The 19021-nt window shown below is 27.6% G+C and carries 18 protein-coding genes and 1 other RNA gene; 1 reads left to right on the forward strand and 18 read right to left on the reverse strand.

Going from position 1 to position 19021, the window contains the following annotated elements; translation table 11 throughout:
- Positions 1-105 precede the first annotated feature (105 nt).
- The 11 genes from CKV72_RS08535 to CKV72_RS08585 all read right to left on the reverse strand — a co-directional run bounded on the left by CKV72_RS08535 (position 106) and on the right by CKV72_RS08585 (position 10712).
- A complete protein-coding gene (locus tag CKV72_RS08535) occupies positions 106-432 on the reverse strand; it encodes a DUF3870 domain-containing protein (RefSeq protein ID WP_089863961.1) in 327 nt (108 codons plus the stop codon).
- Between the two features lie 60 nt (positions 433-492).
- The gene (locus tag CKV72_RS08540; protein ID WP_095178041.1) at positions 493-1653 is read right to left on the reverse strand and encodes a DUF819 family protein; all 1161 of its coding nucleotides are present in this window, start codon (positions 1651-1653) and stop codon (positions 493-495) included.
- A 192-nt stretch (positions 1654-1845) separates the two neighbouring features.
- Positions 1846-2805, reverse strand: coding sequence for an aromatic acid exporter family protein (locus CKV72_RS08545; RefSeq protein ID WP_169712388.1), 960 nt, complete (start codon positions 2803-2805; stop codon positions 1846-1848).
- A 122-nt stretch (positions 2806-2927) separates the two neighbouring features.
- An RNA gene (gene rnpB, locus CKV72_RS08550) (RNase P RNA component class A) lies at positions 2928-3294 on the reverse strand.
- A gap of 42 nt (positions 3295-3336) precedes the next feature.
- Entirely contained in the window at positions 3337-4065 is a 729-nt protein-coding gene (locus CKV72_RS08555) for a zinc ribbon domain-containing protein (RefSeq protein ID WP_095178043.1), read from the reverse strand.
- 59 nt (positions 4066-4124) lie between these two features.
- The gene (locus tag CKV72_RS08560) at positions 4125-4940 is read right to left on the reverse strand and encodes a Nif3-like dinuclear metal center hexameric protein (RefSeq protein ID WP_095178044.1); all 816 of its coding nucleotides are present in this window, start codon (positions 4938-4940) and stop codon (positions 4125-4127) included.
- On the reverse strand, positions 4937-5620 hold the full coding sequence (locus tag CKV72_RS08565; RefSeq protein WP_095178045.1) for a tRNA (adenine(22)-N(1))-methyltransferase: 684 nt from the start codon (positions 5618-5620) through the stop codon (positions 4937-4939). Before CKV72_RS08565 ends, CKV72_RS08560 begins: the two co-directional genes overlap by 4 nt.
- 20 nt (positions 5621-5640) lie before the next feature.
- On the reverse strand, positions 5641-6525 hold the full coding sequence (locus tag CKV72_RS08570) for a PH domain-containing protein (RefSeq protein WP_169712365.1): 885 nt from the start codon (positions 6523-6525) through the stop codon (positions 5641-5643).
- 54 nt (positions 6526-6579) lie between these two features.
- Positions 6580-7641, reverse strand: a complete 1062-nt coding sequence (gene rpoD, locus CKV72_RS08575) for an RNA polymerase sigma factor RpoD (RefSeq protein WP_089863948.1) — start codon at positions 7639-7641, stop codon at positions 6580-6582.
- 19 nt (positions 7642-7660) lie between these two features.
- Positions 7661-9430, reverse strand: a complete 1770-nt coding sequence (dnaG, locus tag CKV72_RS08580; protein ID WP_095178047.1) for a DNA primase — start codon at positions 9428-9430, stop codon at positions 7661-7663.
- Positions 9431-9677: 247 nt separating this feature from the next.
- Positions 9678-10712: a deoxyguanosinetriphosphate triphosphohydrolase gene (locus CKV72_RS08585; RefSeq protein ID WP_095178048.1), complete on the reverse strand. Its 1035-nt coding sequence runs from the start codon at positions 10710-10712 to the stop codon at positions 9678-9680.
- A 177-nt stretch (positions 10713-10889) separates the two neighbouring features.
- On the opposite strand from CKV72_RS08585, the gene CKV72_RS08590 reads away from it, so the two are divergent.
- On the forward strand, positions 10890-11957 hold the full coding sequence (locus tag CKV72_RS08590) for a CotS family spore coat protein (RefSeq protein WP_095178049.1): 1068 nt from the start codon (positions 10890-10892) through the stop codon (positions 11955-11957).
- Positions 11958-12043: 86 nt separating this feature from the next.
- Here the strand turns inward: CKV72_RS08590 and ppdK are convergent, their stop codons facing one another.
- The 7 genes from ppdK to CKV72_RS08625 all read right to left on the reverse strand — a co-directional run bounded on the left by ppdK (position 12044) and on the right by CKV72_RS08625 (position 19005).
- A complete protein-coding gene (ppdK, locus tag CKV72_RS08595) occupies positions 12044-14677 on the reverse strand; it encodes a pyruvate, phosphate dikinase (RefSeq protein ID WP_095178050.1) in 2634 nt (877 codons plus the stop codon).
- A gap of 48 nt (positions 14678-14725) precedes the next feature.
- A complete protein-coding gene (ccpN, locus tag CKV72_RS08600) occupies positions 14726-15370 on the reverse strand; it encodes a transcriptional regulator CcpN (RefSeq protein WP_095178051.1) in 645 nt (214 codons plus the stop codon).
- Positions 15371-15607: 237 nt separating this feature from the next.
- Positions 15608-16162: a DUF4342 domain-containing protein gene (locus CKV72_RS08605; protein ID WP_095178052.1), complete on the reverse strand. Its 555-nt coding sequence runs from the start codon at positions 16160-16162 to the stop codon at positions 15608-15610.
- 2 nt (positions 16163-16164) lie between these two features.
- Positions 16165-16908: a DNA repair protein RecO gene (recO, locus tag CKV72_RS08610; protein WP_095178053.1), complete on the reverse strand. Its 744-nt coding sequence runs from the start codon at positions 16906-16908 to the stop codon at positions 16165-16167.
- 16 nt (positions 16909-16924) lie between these two features.
- On the reverse strand, positions 16925-17812 hold the full coding sequence (gene era, locus CKV72_RS08615) for a GTPase Era (protein WP_095178054.1): 888 nt from the start codon (positions 17810-17812) through the stop codon (positions 16925-16927).
- A 9-nt stretch (positions 17813-17821) separates the two neighbouring features.
- Positions 17822-18220 carry a cytidine deaminase gene (locus tag CKV72_RS08620; protein ID WP_095178388.1) on the reverse strand — a complete coding sequence of 133 codons (399 nt, stop codon included), beginning with the start codon at positions 18218-18220 and terminating at the stop codon, positions 17822-17824.
- 83 nt (positions 18221-18303) lie between these two features.
- On the reverse strand, positions 18304-19005 hold the full coding sequence (locus CKV72_RS08625) for a diacylglycerol kinase (RefSeq protein WP_089863928.1): 702 nt from the start codon (positions 19003-19005) through the stop codon (positions 18304-18306).
- Positions 19006-19021: the final 16 nt, after the last annotated feature.

Below are 19021 nucleotides of genomic sequence, written 5' to 3' on the forward strand. Positions count from 1 at the left end.
ATAATAAAAAACCCAATAAAAGCATAAATTTAACTATTGCTTTTACTGGGTTTTATTTACATTAGTATAGATGTTTAATCTATCTTCGTTAAATAAAGCAGTATTTTAATGATATCTTATTTTTATTTCATTGTATTTCTTTATTGCATCTTTATAAGCAACTATAATAGCTCTTTGAGATGAACCATGATATCTTCTCTTTACTTCTTTTTCTAAATTAGGATCAAACACTTTTAAACTCTTTCCTATTAAAAGTGTTTTTACAAATTCATCTGTAGTCCTTATGGTAGATGAACAACTTAAATCCACTATTGTATCTGTGTCTACATCTACTACAAATCCTATAAAGAAAGAATTAAACCTATTAGTAATAGCATTGTCTGTGTTAGTTTTTGAATTACCAACTACATAGGTTGTATTGTCATTATACATTAAAATCACCTCAAGAGATATTATACCATTAGTGTAATTTATTTGTTAAGTATAATTCAGTTACATAATTGAAAGTATCTTACCTACTAAGAGGCCTCCACCTGTTCCTATAATATATCCCATAAGTGCCATTAAAACTCCTATAGGTACTAATGCTTCACTATATGCTGCAGCTAATATTGGAGCTGATGCAACTCCTCCTATATTTGCAAGACTAGCTACACCACAGGTAAATAGATCCAATTTAAATACTTTTGCTGCCAATATTGAAATTAAAAAATGTATTCCAAGTATAGAGAATCCTGAAATTATATAAATTGGCGCCTTTGTAAGTTCTGCAAAATTGGCTCTTGATGCTATAAGTGCCACTATAGTATACAACATAATATTTGAAAGTTGTGAAGATCCTGGTATATTTGCAACTGGTGTCATTGCAAGTATTATTCCAATTGAAGTAGCTATAAGAACTGTCCATGTAGTTCCTTGAAAAAATACAGTTTGTGGAAGCATTCCTCCAAAATATTGAGATATAGCTGAAACAAACAAACTTAATCCAAGTAATATTATTAAATCTGAAAACTCTATTTCTTTTCTCATTTTTTCTTGATCTTTACTTAATTTTTCTCCTATTTCATCAATTATTTTGGTATCAGACTTTGTCCATTTATTAAATTTAGGTGCAAATGAAACCAACCATAATAAAAACATTACCCATATAGAATAATTTATAGAGTCCATAAGCAAAGTGTATCCTAGTTTTGAATCTGGTACATTAAGCGCCCCTTGTACCGCTACCATATTACCAGTTCCCCCCATCCAACTTCCAGCAAGAGCTGCAAAAGCTTTCCAAGTATCTGCTTCATAAAATCTCTTGAAAATTGCATAGGTTACTATAAAACCTATAGCTATGCTTATAGATGCAGAAAAGAATCCTATTAGCATCTTAGGTCCTAATTTTATTATTTTTCTCATATCACATCTTAAAAGCATTAAAAATATCATAGCAGGAAGTAAATTATCTTTTAATCCCTTATAAACTGCTGTTATTTCTTTATTATTTTGCCATACTCCAAAAGTTGAAAGTAACATAGCAGTAAAATATAATACTACAATTGCTGGAACATAATTAAAAAAATTTGATTTAGACTTCTTTTCTGCTAGGACAAGCATACTTGCAAAGAATAAAAGAAACGCTACATAAGTAAAACCTTTTGTAATCATTTATTTTCCCCCTTTAATTTATTTTTTTGTACAAAAAAGCCCAATAAATGTATACCATTTACTGGGCTTTGTTCACGTCAATGCTTTGGGCATCTGTATAAACAGAGCAGTAATTTTATAATATTTTTATTTAATTATACTATATATTTCCATTAAAATCAATATACTTTTTTAATATTCAGAAATATATTTTCAATTTATTTCTGTTTTCTTAAAATCATTTTTTATCCTCAAAAATTGTTCCATATCATTTAAAAACTGAAATAAAGATGCTCTTATTTCAAATTCTTCTCTAGTTTTAGGTAGTTCCATTTTTCTAAAGTCTTCTCTCAATTTATCTAAATCTTCTAGTAAATTTTCTGCTGTATTATTCTCATATATAGAATTTGCTACCTTTTCAATGAAATTAGCCATAATAAGAGCTTGTTCATATCTTGAAAAATCTTCTTTAAAATGATTTAACATATATTTTATACTTTCTACTTGATTTTTTCTCATATTCATATATCTAACATAGTACTTATCTTCCTGAACAATATTATTATTTAAATTAATATAGGTAAGTTTTCTTCCTTTGTCTAATACATTTTCTAGCTCTTCTAATAAAACATTATTTACAAAACACTTTTTCCCATCTTTCATTGTAAAAGACATTTTTAATAATATCTCCTTCATATGTTCTTCAATATACATTTGATATTCTTTAATTTTATCTTCTGTATTAGGCATATATAAGTTTACTATTAATGCTACTATTACCCCTACTAACATAAGTGCTATTTCATTAATAATCCAAAACAAGCTAGTTGATTTTTCAGTTAAAAGATGTGTTACCAGAACTGAGCTTACAACAATTCCTTCTTCCACATTAAATTTTACTGCTAATGGAATAAAAATCAATAAAAATGCACCAAAAACTATTTCTTTAAATCCAAATATATTAAAAAGTACTAAAGATATAAGAAGTGCTAATAATGTTGATATTATTCTTTTCAACATTATTTTCATAGACTTTTTTCTTGTTTTACCAACACTTAATATAGTTATAATACCTGCTGCTGTGGCATACTGAAGTCCAAACCATTTAGCAATAATTATAGCTAGTGCTGATCCTATAGCTGTTTTTAAAGTCCTATATCCTATATTCATAATACTCTCCTTAAATAATATATTTAAATTATTTACTTTATCTTATCATAAATTTCCAACTTATTGTTATTATTTATAAATATAAGTAAAAAACACAATCCAAGTGGATTGTGTTCAAAACCATTCAAGCGACTAAGTCTATAAGCGGAGTCCTGTATTAGACAGTCATCTATCTAAGCCTACTGTTGCCGATAGGCTTTAGCGATACTACCCGGAAGCGGGACGAGCAGCCCCTGGAAGTTAATCTTCCTGCTTCTCTATTTGATCTTGCTCCAAGTGGGGTTTACATAGCCACACTGTCACCAGTGTGCTGGTGAGCTCTTACCTCGCCTTTCCACCCTTACCAAAGTCCCTAAAAAGTCCTTTGGCGGTATCTCTCTGTTGCACTATCCTTAGAGTCGCCTCTACTGGGAGTTACCCAGCACCCTGCTCTATGGAGCTCCGACTTTCCTCTCCTGCAAATTATGCAGCAGCGACTGTCTGGCTTACTCGCAAAGTAAATGATACCACACTAAAGCTATTTTTGCAAATGTTTTATTTTTCATGTTCATCCTTTTTTATCTTATTGCTAAAAAGAATTCTCCCACAATTATCACAATGCGTTATATTATTTTTATTTAATTTACTTTTTGTTTCATAGGAAACTTTTATTTTGCATCCATCACATACTCCATCTTTTAATTCACATATAACTATTTTATTATATTCTCTTCTATCATAAAACTCCCTTAAAATATCTTCATCTATATATTTTTCTAATTCTTTTATATTGTTTTTTATATTAGAAATTTCATTAGTAATTTTATCAAATTTATATTTTTGATCACATTTTACCCTAGTAAACTCTTCTCTTATTTCAGAAATCTTATTTTCTAACTTTAAAATGTTTTTTTCCATATCTTCTTCATTCTCCAAAAAGCTTATAATGTGATTCTCTACTTCATTAAGTTGTATTTTCTCTTGTCTTATTCTCTCTTGAAGATTTTCTATTAATTTTATATCTGATCCTGCATCATTATATAAAGTGTATTCCATTTTTTCTATATTACTTTTTATCTCTTCTGATTTTTTATTTATTTTTAAGTATTTTTTTATCTCTTCTTCAAGTTTTCTTTTAGAATCCAAAAACTCTTTTTTATTTCTATCAAATTTTATCTTTAATTCCTTTAATAATGATATATCCTTGTACTTTTGTAACATTTTTTCATTATTTTCTAGACTTTCATACTGCTTTTGTAGTTTAAATAAATTTTCTAAATTCAAATTAGTCACTCCTCTATTTTTTATTATAAAAAAAAGAAATAGACGCAATATGCCTATTTCTATTTATACTTATATGGTGAAAAAGATTCTTCAGAAATATATAATTTTATATTTTTATCTATAGAATTAAGTTTTTTCTCTAAACGTTTAGCTATAACTTTCATACTAGGCCATTCTGTTTCAAAATGTCCAGCATCTATAATAGCTATACCTTCTTCCGCATAGTCACTTACATAATGATATGTAGTATCCCCTGTTATAACACAATCTGCTCCTAATCTTTTAGCAGAATCTAAAAGATCTGTACCACTACCATTTATAACAGCTATTTTCTTTATTAACTGATTATCTTCTCCTGCATATCTTAAATTTTCTATACTTAATGAATTTTTAACTTTATAACATAATTCTTCTAAAGTAATTTTATTTTCTAATTCAACAATTCTACCTATTCCTACTTCCTCACCTTTAAAATCCATTAAGTTTTTTTCTATAATTGAATAGTCTTTAAATCCTAATACATTCATAACTATTTCATTTATACCTTCTGGTACAGCATCTAAATTAGTATGACTAGAATATACATTTATATTACTTTTTATAAGTTCAATTATTTTTTTACCTAAAAGAGTATCTGTTGTTATACTTTTAGGACTTTTAAATAATATAGGATGATGTGTTATTATAAGATTACATCCTAATTTTTTTGCTTCTTCTATAACCCTAATAGTACAATCTAAAGCAACCAATATTGAGTTAATATTTTCATTGACATCGCCTACCATAAGACCTACATTATCGAAATCCAATTTAAAGTCTAGGGGCGCATATTCATTTTCTATTATTTCTATTATTTCTTTTAACTTTAAACTCATTTTATCAATTCCTTTAGTTTAATTATTTTTTTCTCTAACTGTTTTTTTCTTTCTGTAGATTTAGCAGTATTGCACTCTATCTTGCTATATACTTTTTCATATGTCTTTATTTTATATTCTATAAATTTCTTTAATTTTTCATCTTTTCTTTCATAAAGATATTTACTTACTTCATAAAATATATCCTCTTCTTCTATTATAACACTATTATACTTTATTTTTATGATTTCATAAAATTTATCATCTTCAATGCAAATTTTCTCTTCTATTATATCAAATCCTTTTGAATATATGTATTTCCTTAAAACATCTACATTTTGAACCGGCTGAACTATTAAGTATTTAAATGATTTGAATTTTTCTATATTTTCGTCTATTATTTCTTTTATTAAATTACCTCCCATACCTGCAATAATAGCTACATCAGCTTCATTTTTATCTATAGTATTAAGTCCAGATCCTAGTCTAAAATCAACCTTATCACTATATCGTCTTTTTGTAACATTTTCTTTTGCTCTATTTAAAGGTTCTTTATTTATATCTGTTGCAATAACTCTATTACATATATGGTTATCAATAAGGTAAATAGGTATATAACCATGATCTGTTCCAATATCTACACATACATCACATCTATCCACCATAGATGCTATAGATTTTAATCTTAAACTTATATCCATATATTTTCTACACTCCAATTTTAAAAAGTATTTAGTATTTTAAACTGCATTATTAAAAAAAATACTGATATTGCTAAAGATATGTATATATATTTGTAAGATGATCTTTCATCGTATTTAGCATAAAAGTAAGATGCATAGTACATGCAAAGTAATAATACCATATTTAGTACGCCATATACCATTTGCTTAAAAGCAAATTGCTTGCCTGTCCCAAAAGAAATAGGATTAAAAGAAGGATCAAAAGATATTGGTACTTTAGATGGTAAACTTCCTTTTAAATATTTTATAAAAGGGTTAAGTGTAAGTATAATTATTAAAATAGTACTTATTATAAATGGAATAAAGTACCTTTTATTCTTATGTAAATTAATATTTTTATTTGTAGAATATTCCCAATTTGAATTTTTTATCCCCTTTTCCTTTAGAGTTTTTTCAAGTTTTTCTCCATTTTGTGGAGATATTCCATAGGTTATATCCTTTGTTTTTAAATATATTACATCTTCATTTGAAGTAACATACATCCTAGTTAATCCAATTTTATCGATTATGGATTTTCCTAATGCAAAAGAATCTTTACCATGTCCAGATATTTTTATTCCATTTATTTTTTCTTTCTTTCTACTATAACATTCTATATCATCTATTAAAATTTTCTCTTTTACAAATCCTTTAATTATATTTATATTTAAGGTCTTTTCATCAATAGTATAATCTACAAATAAGTATAAAAATATGTAATAAAATTGATATATATTCACTACTATCAAAGTCATTTTTAATAAATATGTTAATTCAAAAGAATTTGTTGAATAAATTAAAAACATAATTATTAAATTATATAAAATAGTTTCTCCTAAGATATAAATTAATCCTTTTCCTTTAATTGAGTCATATCTCTCCATATCATTCACCTTTTACTTTGAATTATAAACAAAGCACCTAATGGTGCTTTGTATTTAGTCTAAATAATCTTTTAATTTTTTACTTCTACTTGGATGTCTTAATTTTCTAAGAGCCTTAGCTTCTATTTGTCTTATTCTTTCTCTTGTTACATTGAATTCTTTTCCTACTTCTTCAAGAGTTCTAGCTCTTCCATCATCTAATCCAAATCTTAATCTTAATACTTTTTCTTCTCTTGGTGTTAATGTATCTAATACATTTATAAGTTGTTCTTTTAACATAGTAAAAGCTGCTGCTTCAGCTGGAGCTAAAGCATCATCATCTGGTATAAAATCTCCTAAATGGCTATCCTCTTCTTCTCCTATAGGGGTTTCTAATGACACTGGTTCTTGAGCTATTTTCATTATTTCTCTGACTCTATCTACTGATATTTCCATTTCTTTTGCAATTTCTTCTGGGGTAGGCTCTCTACCTAATTCTTGCAGCAATTGTCTTGAAACTCTAATTAATTTATTTATAGTTTCTACCATATGAACTGGTATTCTTATGGTTCTTGCCTGATCTGCTATAGCTCTAGTAATTGCCTGCCTAATCCACCAAGTAGCATAAGTACTAAATTTATATCCTTTTCTATAGTCAAATTTTTCAACTGCTTTTATTAATCCTAAATTTCCTTCTTGTATTAAATCTAAAAATAACATACCTCTACCAACATATCTTTTTGCTATACTTACAACTAATCTTAAATTTGCTTCTGCTAGTTTTTTTCTAGCCTTTAATTCTCCTGCTTCTATTCTTTGGGCCAATTCTACTTCTTCCTCAGGCGTAAGTAAAGGTACTTTCCCAATTTCCTTTAAATACATTCTTACTGGATCATCTATAGATATACCTTCAGGCACAGTTATATCAATTTCTTCTTCTTCTTCTTTTTTTCCTTCTTCCCCTAATACATCTATATTCATTGATTCTAATGCTTCATACACCTTTTCAATTTGCTCTGGACTTAATTCTATCTCTTCTAATTCATCCATTATTTCTTTATATGTAAGAGATCCATTCTTTTTACCTTTATCTATTAAACTTTTTACTACCTTCATTTTGGCATTTTTATCTTTCATTATTTTGCCTCCTTCCACTTTACTGTGTACCACTTAGCTTTCTTTGTATATTTATGAGTTCTTGAGCTAAGCCTAGGGATTTTTCTATGTTTCCTTCTGATTCGAATTTTTTTATATCTTGTTTTATTTTTTTTATTTTTTCTTCTAACTTATACTTTTTTATTTCTTTAATGAAATCTTGTACTATGACTTTATAATTATCACTTTCTCCAATTTTTTTAGATTCCTGTATATTTATCCATTCTTTGATTATGTCAGTGTTTTCATAATTTATTTCTATATTATTTTTAATTTCTTCTATACCTAAATCATAATTTTCTAATATTATATTAATTATATCTCTATGAGATTTTAATATAAATTCATCTACTTTAATATTATTAAAAATATAATCTTTTATAAATTCACTTTCTATAATAGATTTTATAAGTACTCTTTCCGCTTTTATATAAGACGGTTCTAAATATAATTTATTCCCTAAAATTTCTTCAATATTCACATTAATATTATTATTTACATCTTTTTTCAATTTATTATTTAATAAATCATATAATACTTGACTCTCGAGCTTTGTTTCCTCAGACAACCTTTTTATATATATTTCTCTTTCTATAGGTTGTAAATCTTTTATAATATTTATAGCCCTTTTTACATATTTGATAACTCCCTGAGGCTCTTTTAAATTTATTCCTTCTGAAGCCTTTTGTAATTTATAATCTATTAATTGGAGAGCTTTATCTATAAGTTCTAAAAAAGCTTCTTTACTATGTTTTTTTATAAAATCATCTGGATCTTCTCCTTTTGGCATCATAATTACTCTTACATCAAGTCCTTGTGATTTTAATACATCTAATCCCCTTTGTGTAGCTTTTTGTCCAGCTAAATCTGCATCATAAGATATTATTACTTTATTAGAATATCTTTTTAAAAGCTTAGCTTGGTTAGGTGTTAATGCCGTACCTAGGGAAGCTACTGCTGATGTAATACCACATTGATGAAGAGCAATACAATCCATATAACCCTCAACTATAATAAACATACTATTTATATTATTATTTATTGCAAAATTAATACCGTAAAGATTAGTACCTTTTTTAAATACAAGAGTTTCTGGTGAATTTAAATACTTAGGCTTTGAGTCATCTAACACTCTTCCCCCAAACCCAATAACTCTTCCTCTATAGTCAAACACTGGGAATATTATTCTATTTCTAAACCTGTCATAAATATTCCCTTTGTTTCCTCTAATAATTAACCCCGCCGATAACATATCTAACTCAGTATACCCTTTTTTCTTTAAGTGAGTTAAAAGTCCATCCCATTTATCTTCAGCATATCCTATGCCAAAATTATTAATAGTTTTTTGTAACAATCCCCTGTTATGTAAGTAGTTTAGAGCTTTTTTATTTCTTCGTAAATTATTGAAAAAATACCTTGCCGCATCTACATTTATTTTATATAATTCCTCTTTAGCATCCCTTTGTGGTGTTTCCCCATTTTCATAGGTTACCTCAATATTTGCCCTATCTGCTAATAAATGCACTGCATCTACAAAAGGTAAATTTCTTGTTTTCATAACAAAAGTTATCACATTTCCTGCTTCTCCACATCCAAAACATTTATATATTTGCTTATCTGGAGTGACTGTGAAAGAAGGTGTTTTTTCATTATGAAAAGGACATAATCCCATATAATATCTTCCAGATCTTTTTAGTCTAACTCTTTCTGATATTACATCTACTATATCATTTGACTCTTTTACTTGTTGTATGACATCTTTCGATATCAATTAATAACTTCACCTATCCTTTAGCCTGATATTTATATTCCCCTTACAAAGGAGATATATATTCGACATTTTTTTGTTTTTTCCTTCTTTTTTATATTTATTTTTATTTAAATAAGTATATTTAAAATGCAGCTATAATATATATTCTTTGCTTATTTTAAATATCCTTCATTTTTATATTTTTTCTATATTTTTCAGTACAATTATTAGTTTATCCACTTTTATATGGAAAATACACTAAATACTTTTAATAAATTACAATTTTAGGCACATATATACTATTAAACAGTAATAAGCAATAATCATCACTCATACCTGATATATAATCTGCTACTCCTTGATATAATCCTTCTTTTTCAACAATATTTTTATAAAACCTTGGCATTTTATTGGGATTTTTCAAATAGTAATTAAATACTTGATATAATACAAATTTTGCTTTATCTCTTTCCTCTTTTAAAATTGCCCCTTTATAAACCCTCTCAAACATAAATTTTCTTAGCTCCTTTAAAGCTTCCTCTGTTTTTTTACTCATACCTACTTCTACTGTGCCAATTTTTATATTTTCTAATGTTTTATTTATACAATCTTTAACTAAAGTATCTATTCTTTCACTATGATTTTTTCCTAATATATTTATTATATCCTTTGGTAAATCACTTTCCTTTAAAAGTCCTGCTCTTATAGAATCATCTATATCGTGATTTACATAAGCTATTTTATCACTATATTTAACTACTTGTCCTTCTAGAGTAAATGCCTTAGTAGAATTTTCTTTATTTGAAAACCCGCTATGATGTAGTATACCATCTAATACTTCTTTAGTTAAATTTAATCCTTTTCCTTGTTTTTCTATCTTAGTTAACACTCTTATACTATTAATGTTGTGTTTAAATCCATGAGGTAAAAGTTCATTTAAAACTTCTTCACCATTATGGGCAAAAGCAACATGACCTATATCATGTCCTAAAGCTATAGCTTCTATTAAATCTTCATTTAATCCTATTGACTTGCCTATGGTTTTTCCTATTTGGGCAACCTCTAATGTATGAGTAAGTCTTGTTCTATAGTGATCTCCCCAAGTTTTTATGTAAACTTGTGTTTTATGTTTTAATCTTCTAAAGGACTTTGAATGAATTATTCTATCTCTATCAACCATAAATGCAGTTCTTATATCATCTTGCTCTTCTTTTATAGCTCTCCCCTTTGTTTCATCTGATCTAGTTCCTTGAGAAATTATACTTATTTTTTCTATATTTTCAATTCTTTCTCTTAAACTCATCTTATCACTACTCACTTTTCCCTTTCTTAATAATTAACTTATTCTATATTTTATACAAAAGTCCTTTTTTACTTATTAATTTCATAAAAGTATATAATTTTAATACTAACTATTATGTATATTCTACAACTCTTTTTAATATTATTATACAGAGATAAATAATAAAGGAGTTTTGTTATGTCAAGTACTACTAATGCATCTAATTTGCAACTTTTATCTGAAGAAAATGTAGCATTAAATGTATTAAATCATTATAATCTAGAAAATTCAATAGTAGCACAAATAAAATTTAAAAATACTGATAAACAAAGAGCTGTTTATAAAGTAAGTCATGGTTCTAAAAACTACTGTCTTAAAAAAGTATACTTCCCTGAAGAAGAATTATTATTCGTATATTCAGCTATAGAATGGATGCATAGATATAATATAAAGGTTCCAAGAATATTACCCACTTTAGAAAATAATAGATTTGTTAATTATGAAAATATGTTATTTATACTAACCCCATGGATAGAAGGATGCAAATGCGATTATGATAATCCTATTCATGTAAGTAAATCCACAAAAAATCTATCTTTAATGCATTACCATTCAAGTAAATTTTTCCCGATAATGGGTAGTAATAATCGTAAAAAATTTGATAATGTTTATGACACTACAGAAAAACGATTTAATCAACTTTTAAAATGTTCAAATCTTGCCTTTAAATATAAAGATAAATTTTCAAAGTGTTTTTTAAATCATTTTGATTCCAATTTAAATACTGCTAAAACTATATTAGCTTTATCCTGTACAATAAATCATAATAATCTTCAAAAAAACTTATGCCATTTAGATTATGTAAATAAAAATATCATATTTGATAAAGATAATAATGTTTGGGTTATTGATTTTGATAAATGCAGAATAGATTATCGTGTACATGATATAGGATACTTTATGAGAAGATATTTGCGTAGGGATAAAACAAATTGGGATTTAAAAAAAGCCATAGAATGCATAGAAATCTACGAAAGCACAAATCCTTTAAATTTAGATGAACATAAATATATCCTATGTTATATAGGTTTTCCTCAAAAATTTTGGAAAATATCTAGAGATTATTATAGAAATATAAAAAGATGCAATAAAAATTCGTTCTTGAAGGTGTTAACTAGTTCCATAGAAAAAGAAAAAGGACAAGATGACTTTGTTATTGATTTTATAAAATATATAGAAAACAAATTTAACACAAAATTACTTTAAGTAAAAAATAGGTTAGCTTTCTAATGCTAACCCTTCTATTTGAAAACATCAGACAGAGATTAACTCTGTCTGACATAAACCTTATTTTACTTTCTTGGATATTTTACTTCTGCTTGCGCTGCTGCAAGTCTTGCTATTGGTACTCTGTAAGGTGAACATGATACATAGTTTAACCCTACCTTATGGAAAAACTCAATGGATGATGGATCTCCTCCATGCTCTCCACATATACCAAGTTTTATATTTTCTTTAGCTTTTTTTCCTAACTCACAAGCATTTTGAACTAATTGTCCTACACCCTTTTGATCTAACTTTTGGAAAGGATCAAAATCATATATTTTATTATCATAATAGTTATTTAAAAATTTTCCTGCATCATCCCTAGAAAAACCAAAAGTCATTTGTGTTAAGTCATTTGTTCCAAAGGAGAAGAAATCTGCCTCTTCTGCAATTTCATCTGCCACAATAGTAGCTCTAGGAACTTCTATCATAGTTCCAACAAAGTATTCTAATTCTACGCCTGATTCTTTTATTACTTCATTTGCTACATTAATAACTATATCCTTTAAGAATTTAAGTTCCTTTACTTCTCCTACAAGTGGTATCATAATTTCTGGTTTTACATCATATCCTTTTCTATTTCGTACATCTATAGCCGCCTCTATAACAGCTCTTGTTTGCATTTCTGCAATCTCTGGATAACTTATAGATAATCTACATCCTCTATGACCCATCATAGGGTTAAATTCTTTTAGTGATTCAATTTCATATTTGATTCTTTCAAAAGTTACTCCCATATCCTTTGCAAGTTCCGCTATATCTTCATCTTCAGTTGGAAGAAATTCATGTAATGGTGGATCTAAAAATCTTATTGTAACAGGTCTATCCTCCATAGCTTCATAAATTCCAACAAAATCTTCTCTTTGCATTGGTAAAAGTTTTTCTAATGCTTCTCTTCTTTGCTCTTCATTGTCTGCCATAATCATCTGTCTTACAGCAGGTATTCTTTTTTCATCAAAGAACATATGCTCTGTTCTACAAAGTCCTATACCCTCTGCTCCAAATTCTACTGCTTGTTTTGCATCCTTTGGTGTATCTGCATTGGTTCTTATCTTTAATTTTCTTATATTATCAGCCCATTCCATAAATGTTGCAAAATATCCACTTATCTCTGGAGCTACAGTTTTAACAGCTTCTCCATATACTTTTCCTGTACTACCATCTATGGATATATAATCTCCTTTTTTAAACATGATTTCTCCTATTTGGAAGGTATTTTCTTTTTCAAATACTTTTATATCAGCACAACCTGCTACGCAACATTTTCCCATTCCTCTTGCAACTACTGCAGCATGTGAGGTCATACCTCCTCTAACAGTAAGTATTCCTTCCGCTGCTACCATTCCCTCAATATCTTCTGGAGATGTTTCTACTCTTAATAATATAACTTTTTCACCTAATTCATGTTTTTCCTTTGCTTCTTCTGCAGTAAAATATACTTTACCGCAAGCAGCCCCTGGGGAAGCTGGTAGTCCTTTAGCTATGGAAGTAGCTTTTTTTAATTCTTCTTGGTCAAAATTTGGGTGTAGTAATGTATCTAATTGTTTTGGTTCCACCTTTAACAAAGCCTCTTCTTTTGTTATTAATCCCTCATTAACCATATCCACTGCTATTTTTAATGCTGCTTGAGCTGTTCTCTTTCCGTTTCTAGTTTGTAGGAAGTATAATTTCCCTTGTTCTATAGTAAACTCCATATCTTGCATATCTCTATAGTGATTTTCTAATTTTTCAGCTATATTAATAAATTCCTCATAACAACTTGGTAAATCTTCTTTTAATTTTGTTATTGGTTGAGGTGTTCTTATACCTGCTACTACGTCTTCTCCTTGAGCATTTATTAAGTATTCACCAAATATTTTGTTTTCACCTGTAGCAGGATCTCTTGTAAATGCAACACCTGTTCCAGATGTATTACCCATATTACCAAATACCATAGCTTGAATGTTTACTGCTGTACCCCAGTTTCCTGGAATATCATTAAGCCTTCTATACACTATAGCTCTTGGATTATCCCAGGATTTAAATACTGCATTTACCGATTCAAGAAGTTGTACTTTTGGATCTTGTGGAAAATCTTCTCCCACTTCTTTTTTATAAATTTCTTTATATTTTTCTACTATTTTTTTAAGATCTTCTGCAGTTAAATCAGTATCAAATTTTGCATTTATAGCTTGTTTTGCATCTTCTAGAACATCTTCAAACACTCTTTTGTCTAATCCCATAACTACATCTGAAAACATTTGAATAAATCTTCTATATGAATCATAAGCAAATCTTTCATTGTTTGTTAATCTGCTAACAGCTTTTACTGTTTCATCATTTAATCCTAAATTTAATATAGTATCCATCATTCCAGGCATAGAAACTCTTGCCCCAGATCTTACAGATACCAACAAAGGATTATCTATACTTCCAAAGCTCTTTTTAGTTTCTTTTTGAATTTCTTCAAGTGCCTTATATATTTGAGATATAACTTCATCAGAAAGTTTTTTATTATCTTCATAATATTTAGTACAAGCTTCTGTTGTAATAGTAAATCCTTGTGGAACTGGTATTCCTAAATTAGTCATTTCTGCTAAGTTAGCACCTTTTCCACCTAAAAGATTTCTCATTTTTGCATTTCCTTCTCTGAATAAGTAAACATATTTTTTACTTTCCATAAAATAAACATCCCCTTCATATATTTTTATTTATGGATATACCTTAAATCAAACGTTTTTTGCCATATTTACTACCATATTGGTAATATTAGTTTTTGATACTTTTCCAATTATTTTATAAGCATCCTTTTTGTCTTCTGAATTCTCTTTTTCTACTACTGGTAAACTATCAATTTCATGATCTATTATTTTTACTGCAGCATCATAGGCACTTTCATCTTTTTTAAGCATTATAATATTAGGCATTCTTGTCATTATTACTCCAATTGGAACTTTATGCATATCCGTTCCGCCCATAGCAAATTTTAAAAAATCTTTTCTAGATACCGCACCTACTAGCACACCTTCATTTTCAACAAATAAAGTACCTACATCATTTAGGAATAAATTTACTATTGCATTATATATAGTGGTTGCCTCATTAACCACCACAGGATCAGACATAATTTGTTCTACTTTTAAATTTCTTATGTATTCATAAGCTAGACTATAAGAGGGTTTTTTAGAATATATGTATCCAACCTTAGGTTTTGCATCTAGTATTCCTGTCATTGTAAGTATTGCTAAATCTGGTCTTAATGCCGCTCTAGTAACACTTAAATTTGATGCTATTTGTTCACTAGTAATAGGCTCATTTTCTTTAACTAACTTTATTATTTTTTTCTGTCTCTGTGATAGCTTAATTTTTATCACCCTCTCTCTTTGAAATCACCTTTAAACATATTTATTATAACATTTATTTAAATAAATAGTATAGCACTTTGATACTATTATAGCTGATTATATTTAAATTTCATATTTTTTTGTTATTTTTCTTTAATATGCTACATTAATTAATCTTTTTTGTTACATTTTGCTTATATAGTATATCATATATATTATAGGGATGTCCTTTATTCTAAATTATTAAGTCAGCAGATATCTGCTGACTTATTTATTTATATCATCATCATCATCGAAATCTACACTATAGCTATAAACATTTCCTTCATATTTTTCTTCTTTAGATGAAAATTTATCTTTCATATTTGATGTTTTATTATTAAACTTGCTTTTTACATCTTTTACTATGCCTTTAACTACTTTATTTACTACTTCTACAGAACCATCTTTCTTTGTAATTTCTATAGTAATCTCAGTTAAAGCTGCTGCAAATATGATTAATGTCAATATAGGATTTAACATTAATCCTATACCTGTAACAGCTACTCCTGCATTAACAGGTATATCTGCAATTACTTTATCTTTTTTACGTATTATTATTCTATTTATATTTCCCTTTTCTATTAGATCTTTTACCCACTTTATAAATTCATCTTTGGTTACGTATAATTCTTCTTTCTTAGCTTTTTTCTTTTCCTCTATATATATTAATGCATCTACTACATTTCCGTTACAAATTTCTAAAGCTTCCTTTGCTTCTTTATATCCAACTTTAGTTCTTTCTATTATAAGATCAATTTTTTCCAAATTAATTTCATCCATTTTTAACCCTCCTTTGATATATTTAATATTTCCAAACTTTTAGGTTTTCTAATATAGTTTTGAGATATGATATACTTTAGTATATCATATATTTCTTTTTTTAAGTTATCAGGTATACTAATTCTGTAGGTTTTTTCAATAGGTAACCTATTTAGATACTTAATTATATTATAAGAAGCATTACTTATATCTATACCATTACTCTTAATACAATTATTACAAACTCCCCCTAAGTATTGCAAGCTTATGTAATTAGAAGAAGTTATTTTTTCTTTGCAAATTGAACATTTATCTAAACTCAATTCATATCCTGTTGCCTTTAGTATTCTAAGTTCAAATACTCTTGCCAAAGTTTCTAAATCCACAGCTTTTGTCTTCATTAAGTAAAAAGCTGTTATAAGTTCTTTAAAAAGCATTCTATTGCTTTCCCCTTCTGGAAAACATATATCTATTAATTCACAAAAATAAGAAGCATAAGTTATAGTATCTAAATCACTTAAAAAATCTTGAAAGGATTCTACTATTTCACCTTCATTTAAAGTATACATACCTTTTCCTTTATAAAATATATAATTACCATAGCAAAAGGGTAAGGATGCTGAGAAAAATTTACTACTGTTTTTTTTAGCTCCTTTTGCTATAACTGAAATTTTACCTAGTTTTTCTGTAAAAAACCAAATTATTTTATCCCATTCTTTATAATCCTGAGTCTTTATCGCTAAAGCTCTAGTATTAAAAACAGACAGAAAATCAACCCCTCAATTATTGTCTATATCCTAATTCTTTTAAAATTCTATTGTCATCTCTCCATTCTTTTTTTACCTTTACCCATATTTTTAATTTAACCTTACTTTTTAAAAATCTTTCTATATCTTCTCTTGCATATTGAGTTATCTTTTTTAACATAGAACCACTTTTACCAATTACTATTCCTTTATGGGAATCTTTTTCACATAGCATAGTTGCATTTATTTCATAATTTCCTTTTTCATTTTTTTTCATAGTCATTATTTCCACTGCTATACCATGTGGTACTTCTTCCATTAATAATCTTAATGCTTTTTCTCTTATTATTTCTGATACTATAAATCTTTCTTGTTGATCTGTTATCATATCTTCTGGGTAATATTTAGGTCCCTCTGGAAGATATTTTTTCATTAATTCCAATAATGTATCTATATTTTTATCTTTTGATGCTGAAATAGGAATAATCTCTTTAAAAAAAGGATATGCTTCATGATAATTTTTTAATGTTTCAGCTACTTTTCCTTGCTCATTTTCGTCTATTTTATTGACAACAAGAAATACTGGCTGTTTTATTTTTTTTAATTGTTCTAATATATAAACGTCTCCTCTTCCCAATTCACCTTCTGGCGTAGTCATAAATATTACAATATCTACATCCTTTAGGGCTTCTTCTGCTACTTTAACCATATACTCTCCTAACTTATGCTTTGGCTTGTGCATACCTGGAGTATCTACAAACACTATTTGACAATCCTCTTGTGTTAATATTGTCTGTATATTATTTCTTGTAGTTTGTGGTTTGTGTGATACAATTGAAAGCTTTTCCTTCATTATGTTATTTAACAATGTTGATTTGCCTACATTAGGTCTTCCTATTATAGTTATAAATCCTGATTTAAACATTTTTCCTCCTTATATGTTAAGATCTTTTTGAGTAAATGCTCCTGGAAGAATTTCTTCTAGAGTTTTTACTTCATATTCATCTATATTTTTTGCAAGTATTACAATAGTATCTTTATCTGCAAATTCCGCAATTACTTGTCTGCAAATACCACAAGGATAAGTAAATTCATCTTTGCGTCCTATTACTGCAATAGCTTTTATTTTAGTTTTCCCTTCAGACACCGCTTTAAATATAGCAGTTCTTTCTGCACAATTAGTAGCTCCATAGGATGCATTTTCTATATTACATCCATTATATATACTATTATCTTCTGTTAATATTGCAGCTCCTACTCTAAAATTTGAATAGGGTACATAGGCAAGGGCTCTTGCTTCTATAGCTTTTTTTATTAACTCTTTATAGTCTATATTGTTCATAACATCGATTCCCTCCATAAAAGTAATATATCTCTATTCATATCTTTATATGATAGTAAGTAAATTATACCATACTAACCACCAAAAATTTTAAATAAAAATATAGTTAAAAAAATTCCTAAAAAAGCTCCAGCTAATACTTCTATTATAGAATGAATTTTAGAATCAACTCTACTTTGGGCCACAATTAAAGCCAATATATAGCTTAGCATTATAGGAACTGTTTCTTCTGTAAGAAGTGCTATAGTAGTTGCTATAGAAAATGCTATAGCACTATGACCACTAGGCATACCTCCTCTTAAAGGGGTTCCTTCACCATATACGGCTTTTATAACTAAAGTTACTATACAAACTATAAATAATATTAAAAATATCATATATGGATCTGAGTTTTTAATTTTTTTTATTACTTTAAAATTTATATTATCTAACTTTTCCCAAAATATGATATACCCTACCGCTAAAGCATTTATAGCTGTTAAAAGCACTGCTGCTGCTGATATATTTTTAGCTAATTTAGCTAAAGGATGATAATAATTAGTAGTAGCATCTATAGTAAACTCTATGGCCGTATTAAATAGTTCTGCTGTAATTACAGATGTTATGGTAAGAAGTACAATTAAAAGTTCCACTTTTGTCATATCATAAAAGAAAGAAGCAGTAAGAACTAAAAGAGCTGCTATCATATGTATTCTCATATTCCTTTGTGTTCTCACTGCATATACTAATCCTTCAATGGCATAGTTAAAGCTATCTATTAACTTTTTAATTTTCATATTTTAACACCTACTT

Source organism: Clostridium cochlearium, assembly GCF_900187165.1.
GTDB classification, from domain to species: Bacteria; Bacillota; Clostridia; order Clostridiales; family Clostridiaceae; genus Clostridium_G; species Clostridium_G cochlearium.

Bases quoted from the DNA above. Each gene is read 5' to 3' on its own strand.
- CKV72_RS08535 (WP_089863961.1), bottom strand. From the start codon at position 432: ATGTATAATGACAATACAACCTATGTAGTTGGTAATTCAAAAACTAAC.
- CKV72_RS08540 (WP_095178041.1), bottom strand. From the start codon at position 1,653: ATGATTACAAAAGGTTTTACTTATGTAGCGTTTCTTTTATTCTTTGCA.
- CKV72_RS08560 (WP_095178044.1), bottom strand. From the start codon at position 4,940: ATGAGTTTAAAGTTAAAAGAAATAATAGAAATAATAGAAAATGAATAT.
- CKV72_RS08565 (WP_095178045.1), bottom strand. From the start codon at position 5,620: ATGGATATAAGTTTAAGATTAAAATCTATAGCATCTATGGTGGATAGA.
- CKV72_RS08570 (WP_169712365.1), bottom strand. From the start codon at position 6,525: ATGGAGAGATATGACTCAATTAAAGGAAAAGGATTAATTTATATCTTA.
- rpoD (WP_089863948.1), bottom strand. From the start codon at position 7,641: ATGAAAGATAAAAATGCCAAAATGAAGGTAGTAAAAAGTTTAATAGAT.
- CKV72_RS08585 (WP_095178048.1), bottom strand. From the start codon at position 10,712: ATGAGTTTAAGAGAAAGAATTGAAAATATAGAAAAAATAAGTATAATT.
- CKV72_RS08590 (WP_095178049.1), top strand. From the start codon at position 10,890: ATGTCAAGTACTACTAATGCATCTAATTTGCAACTTTTATCTGAAGAA.
- ppdK (WP_095178050.1), bottom strand. From the start codon at position 14,677: ATGGAAAGTAAAAAATATGTTTACTTATTCAGAGAAGGAAATGCAAAA.
- CKV72_RS08605 (WP_095178052.1), bottom strand. From the start codon at position 16,162: ATGGATGAAATTAATTTGGAAAAAATTGATCTTATAATAGAAAGAACT.
- era (WP_095178054.1), bottom strand. From the start codon at position 17,812: ATGTTTAAATCAGGATTTATAACTATAATAGGAAGACCTAATGTAGGC.
- CKV72_RS08625 (WP_089863928.1), bottom strand. From the start codon at position 19,005: ATGAAAATTAAAAAGTTAATAGATAGCTTTAACTATGCCATTGAAGGA.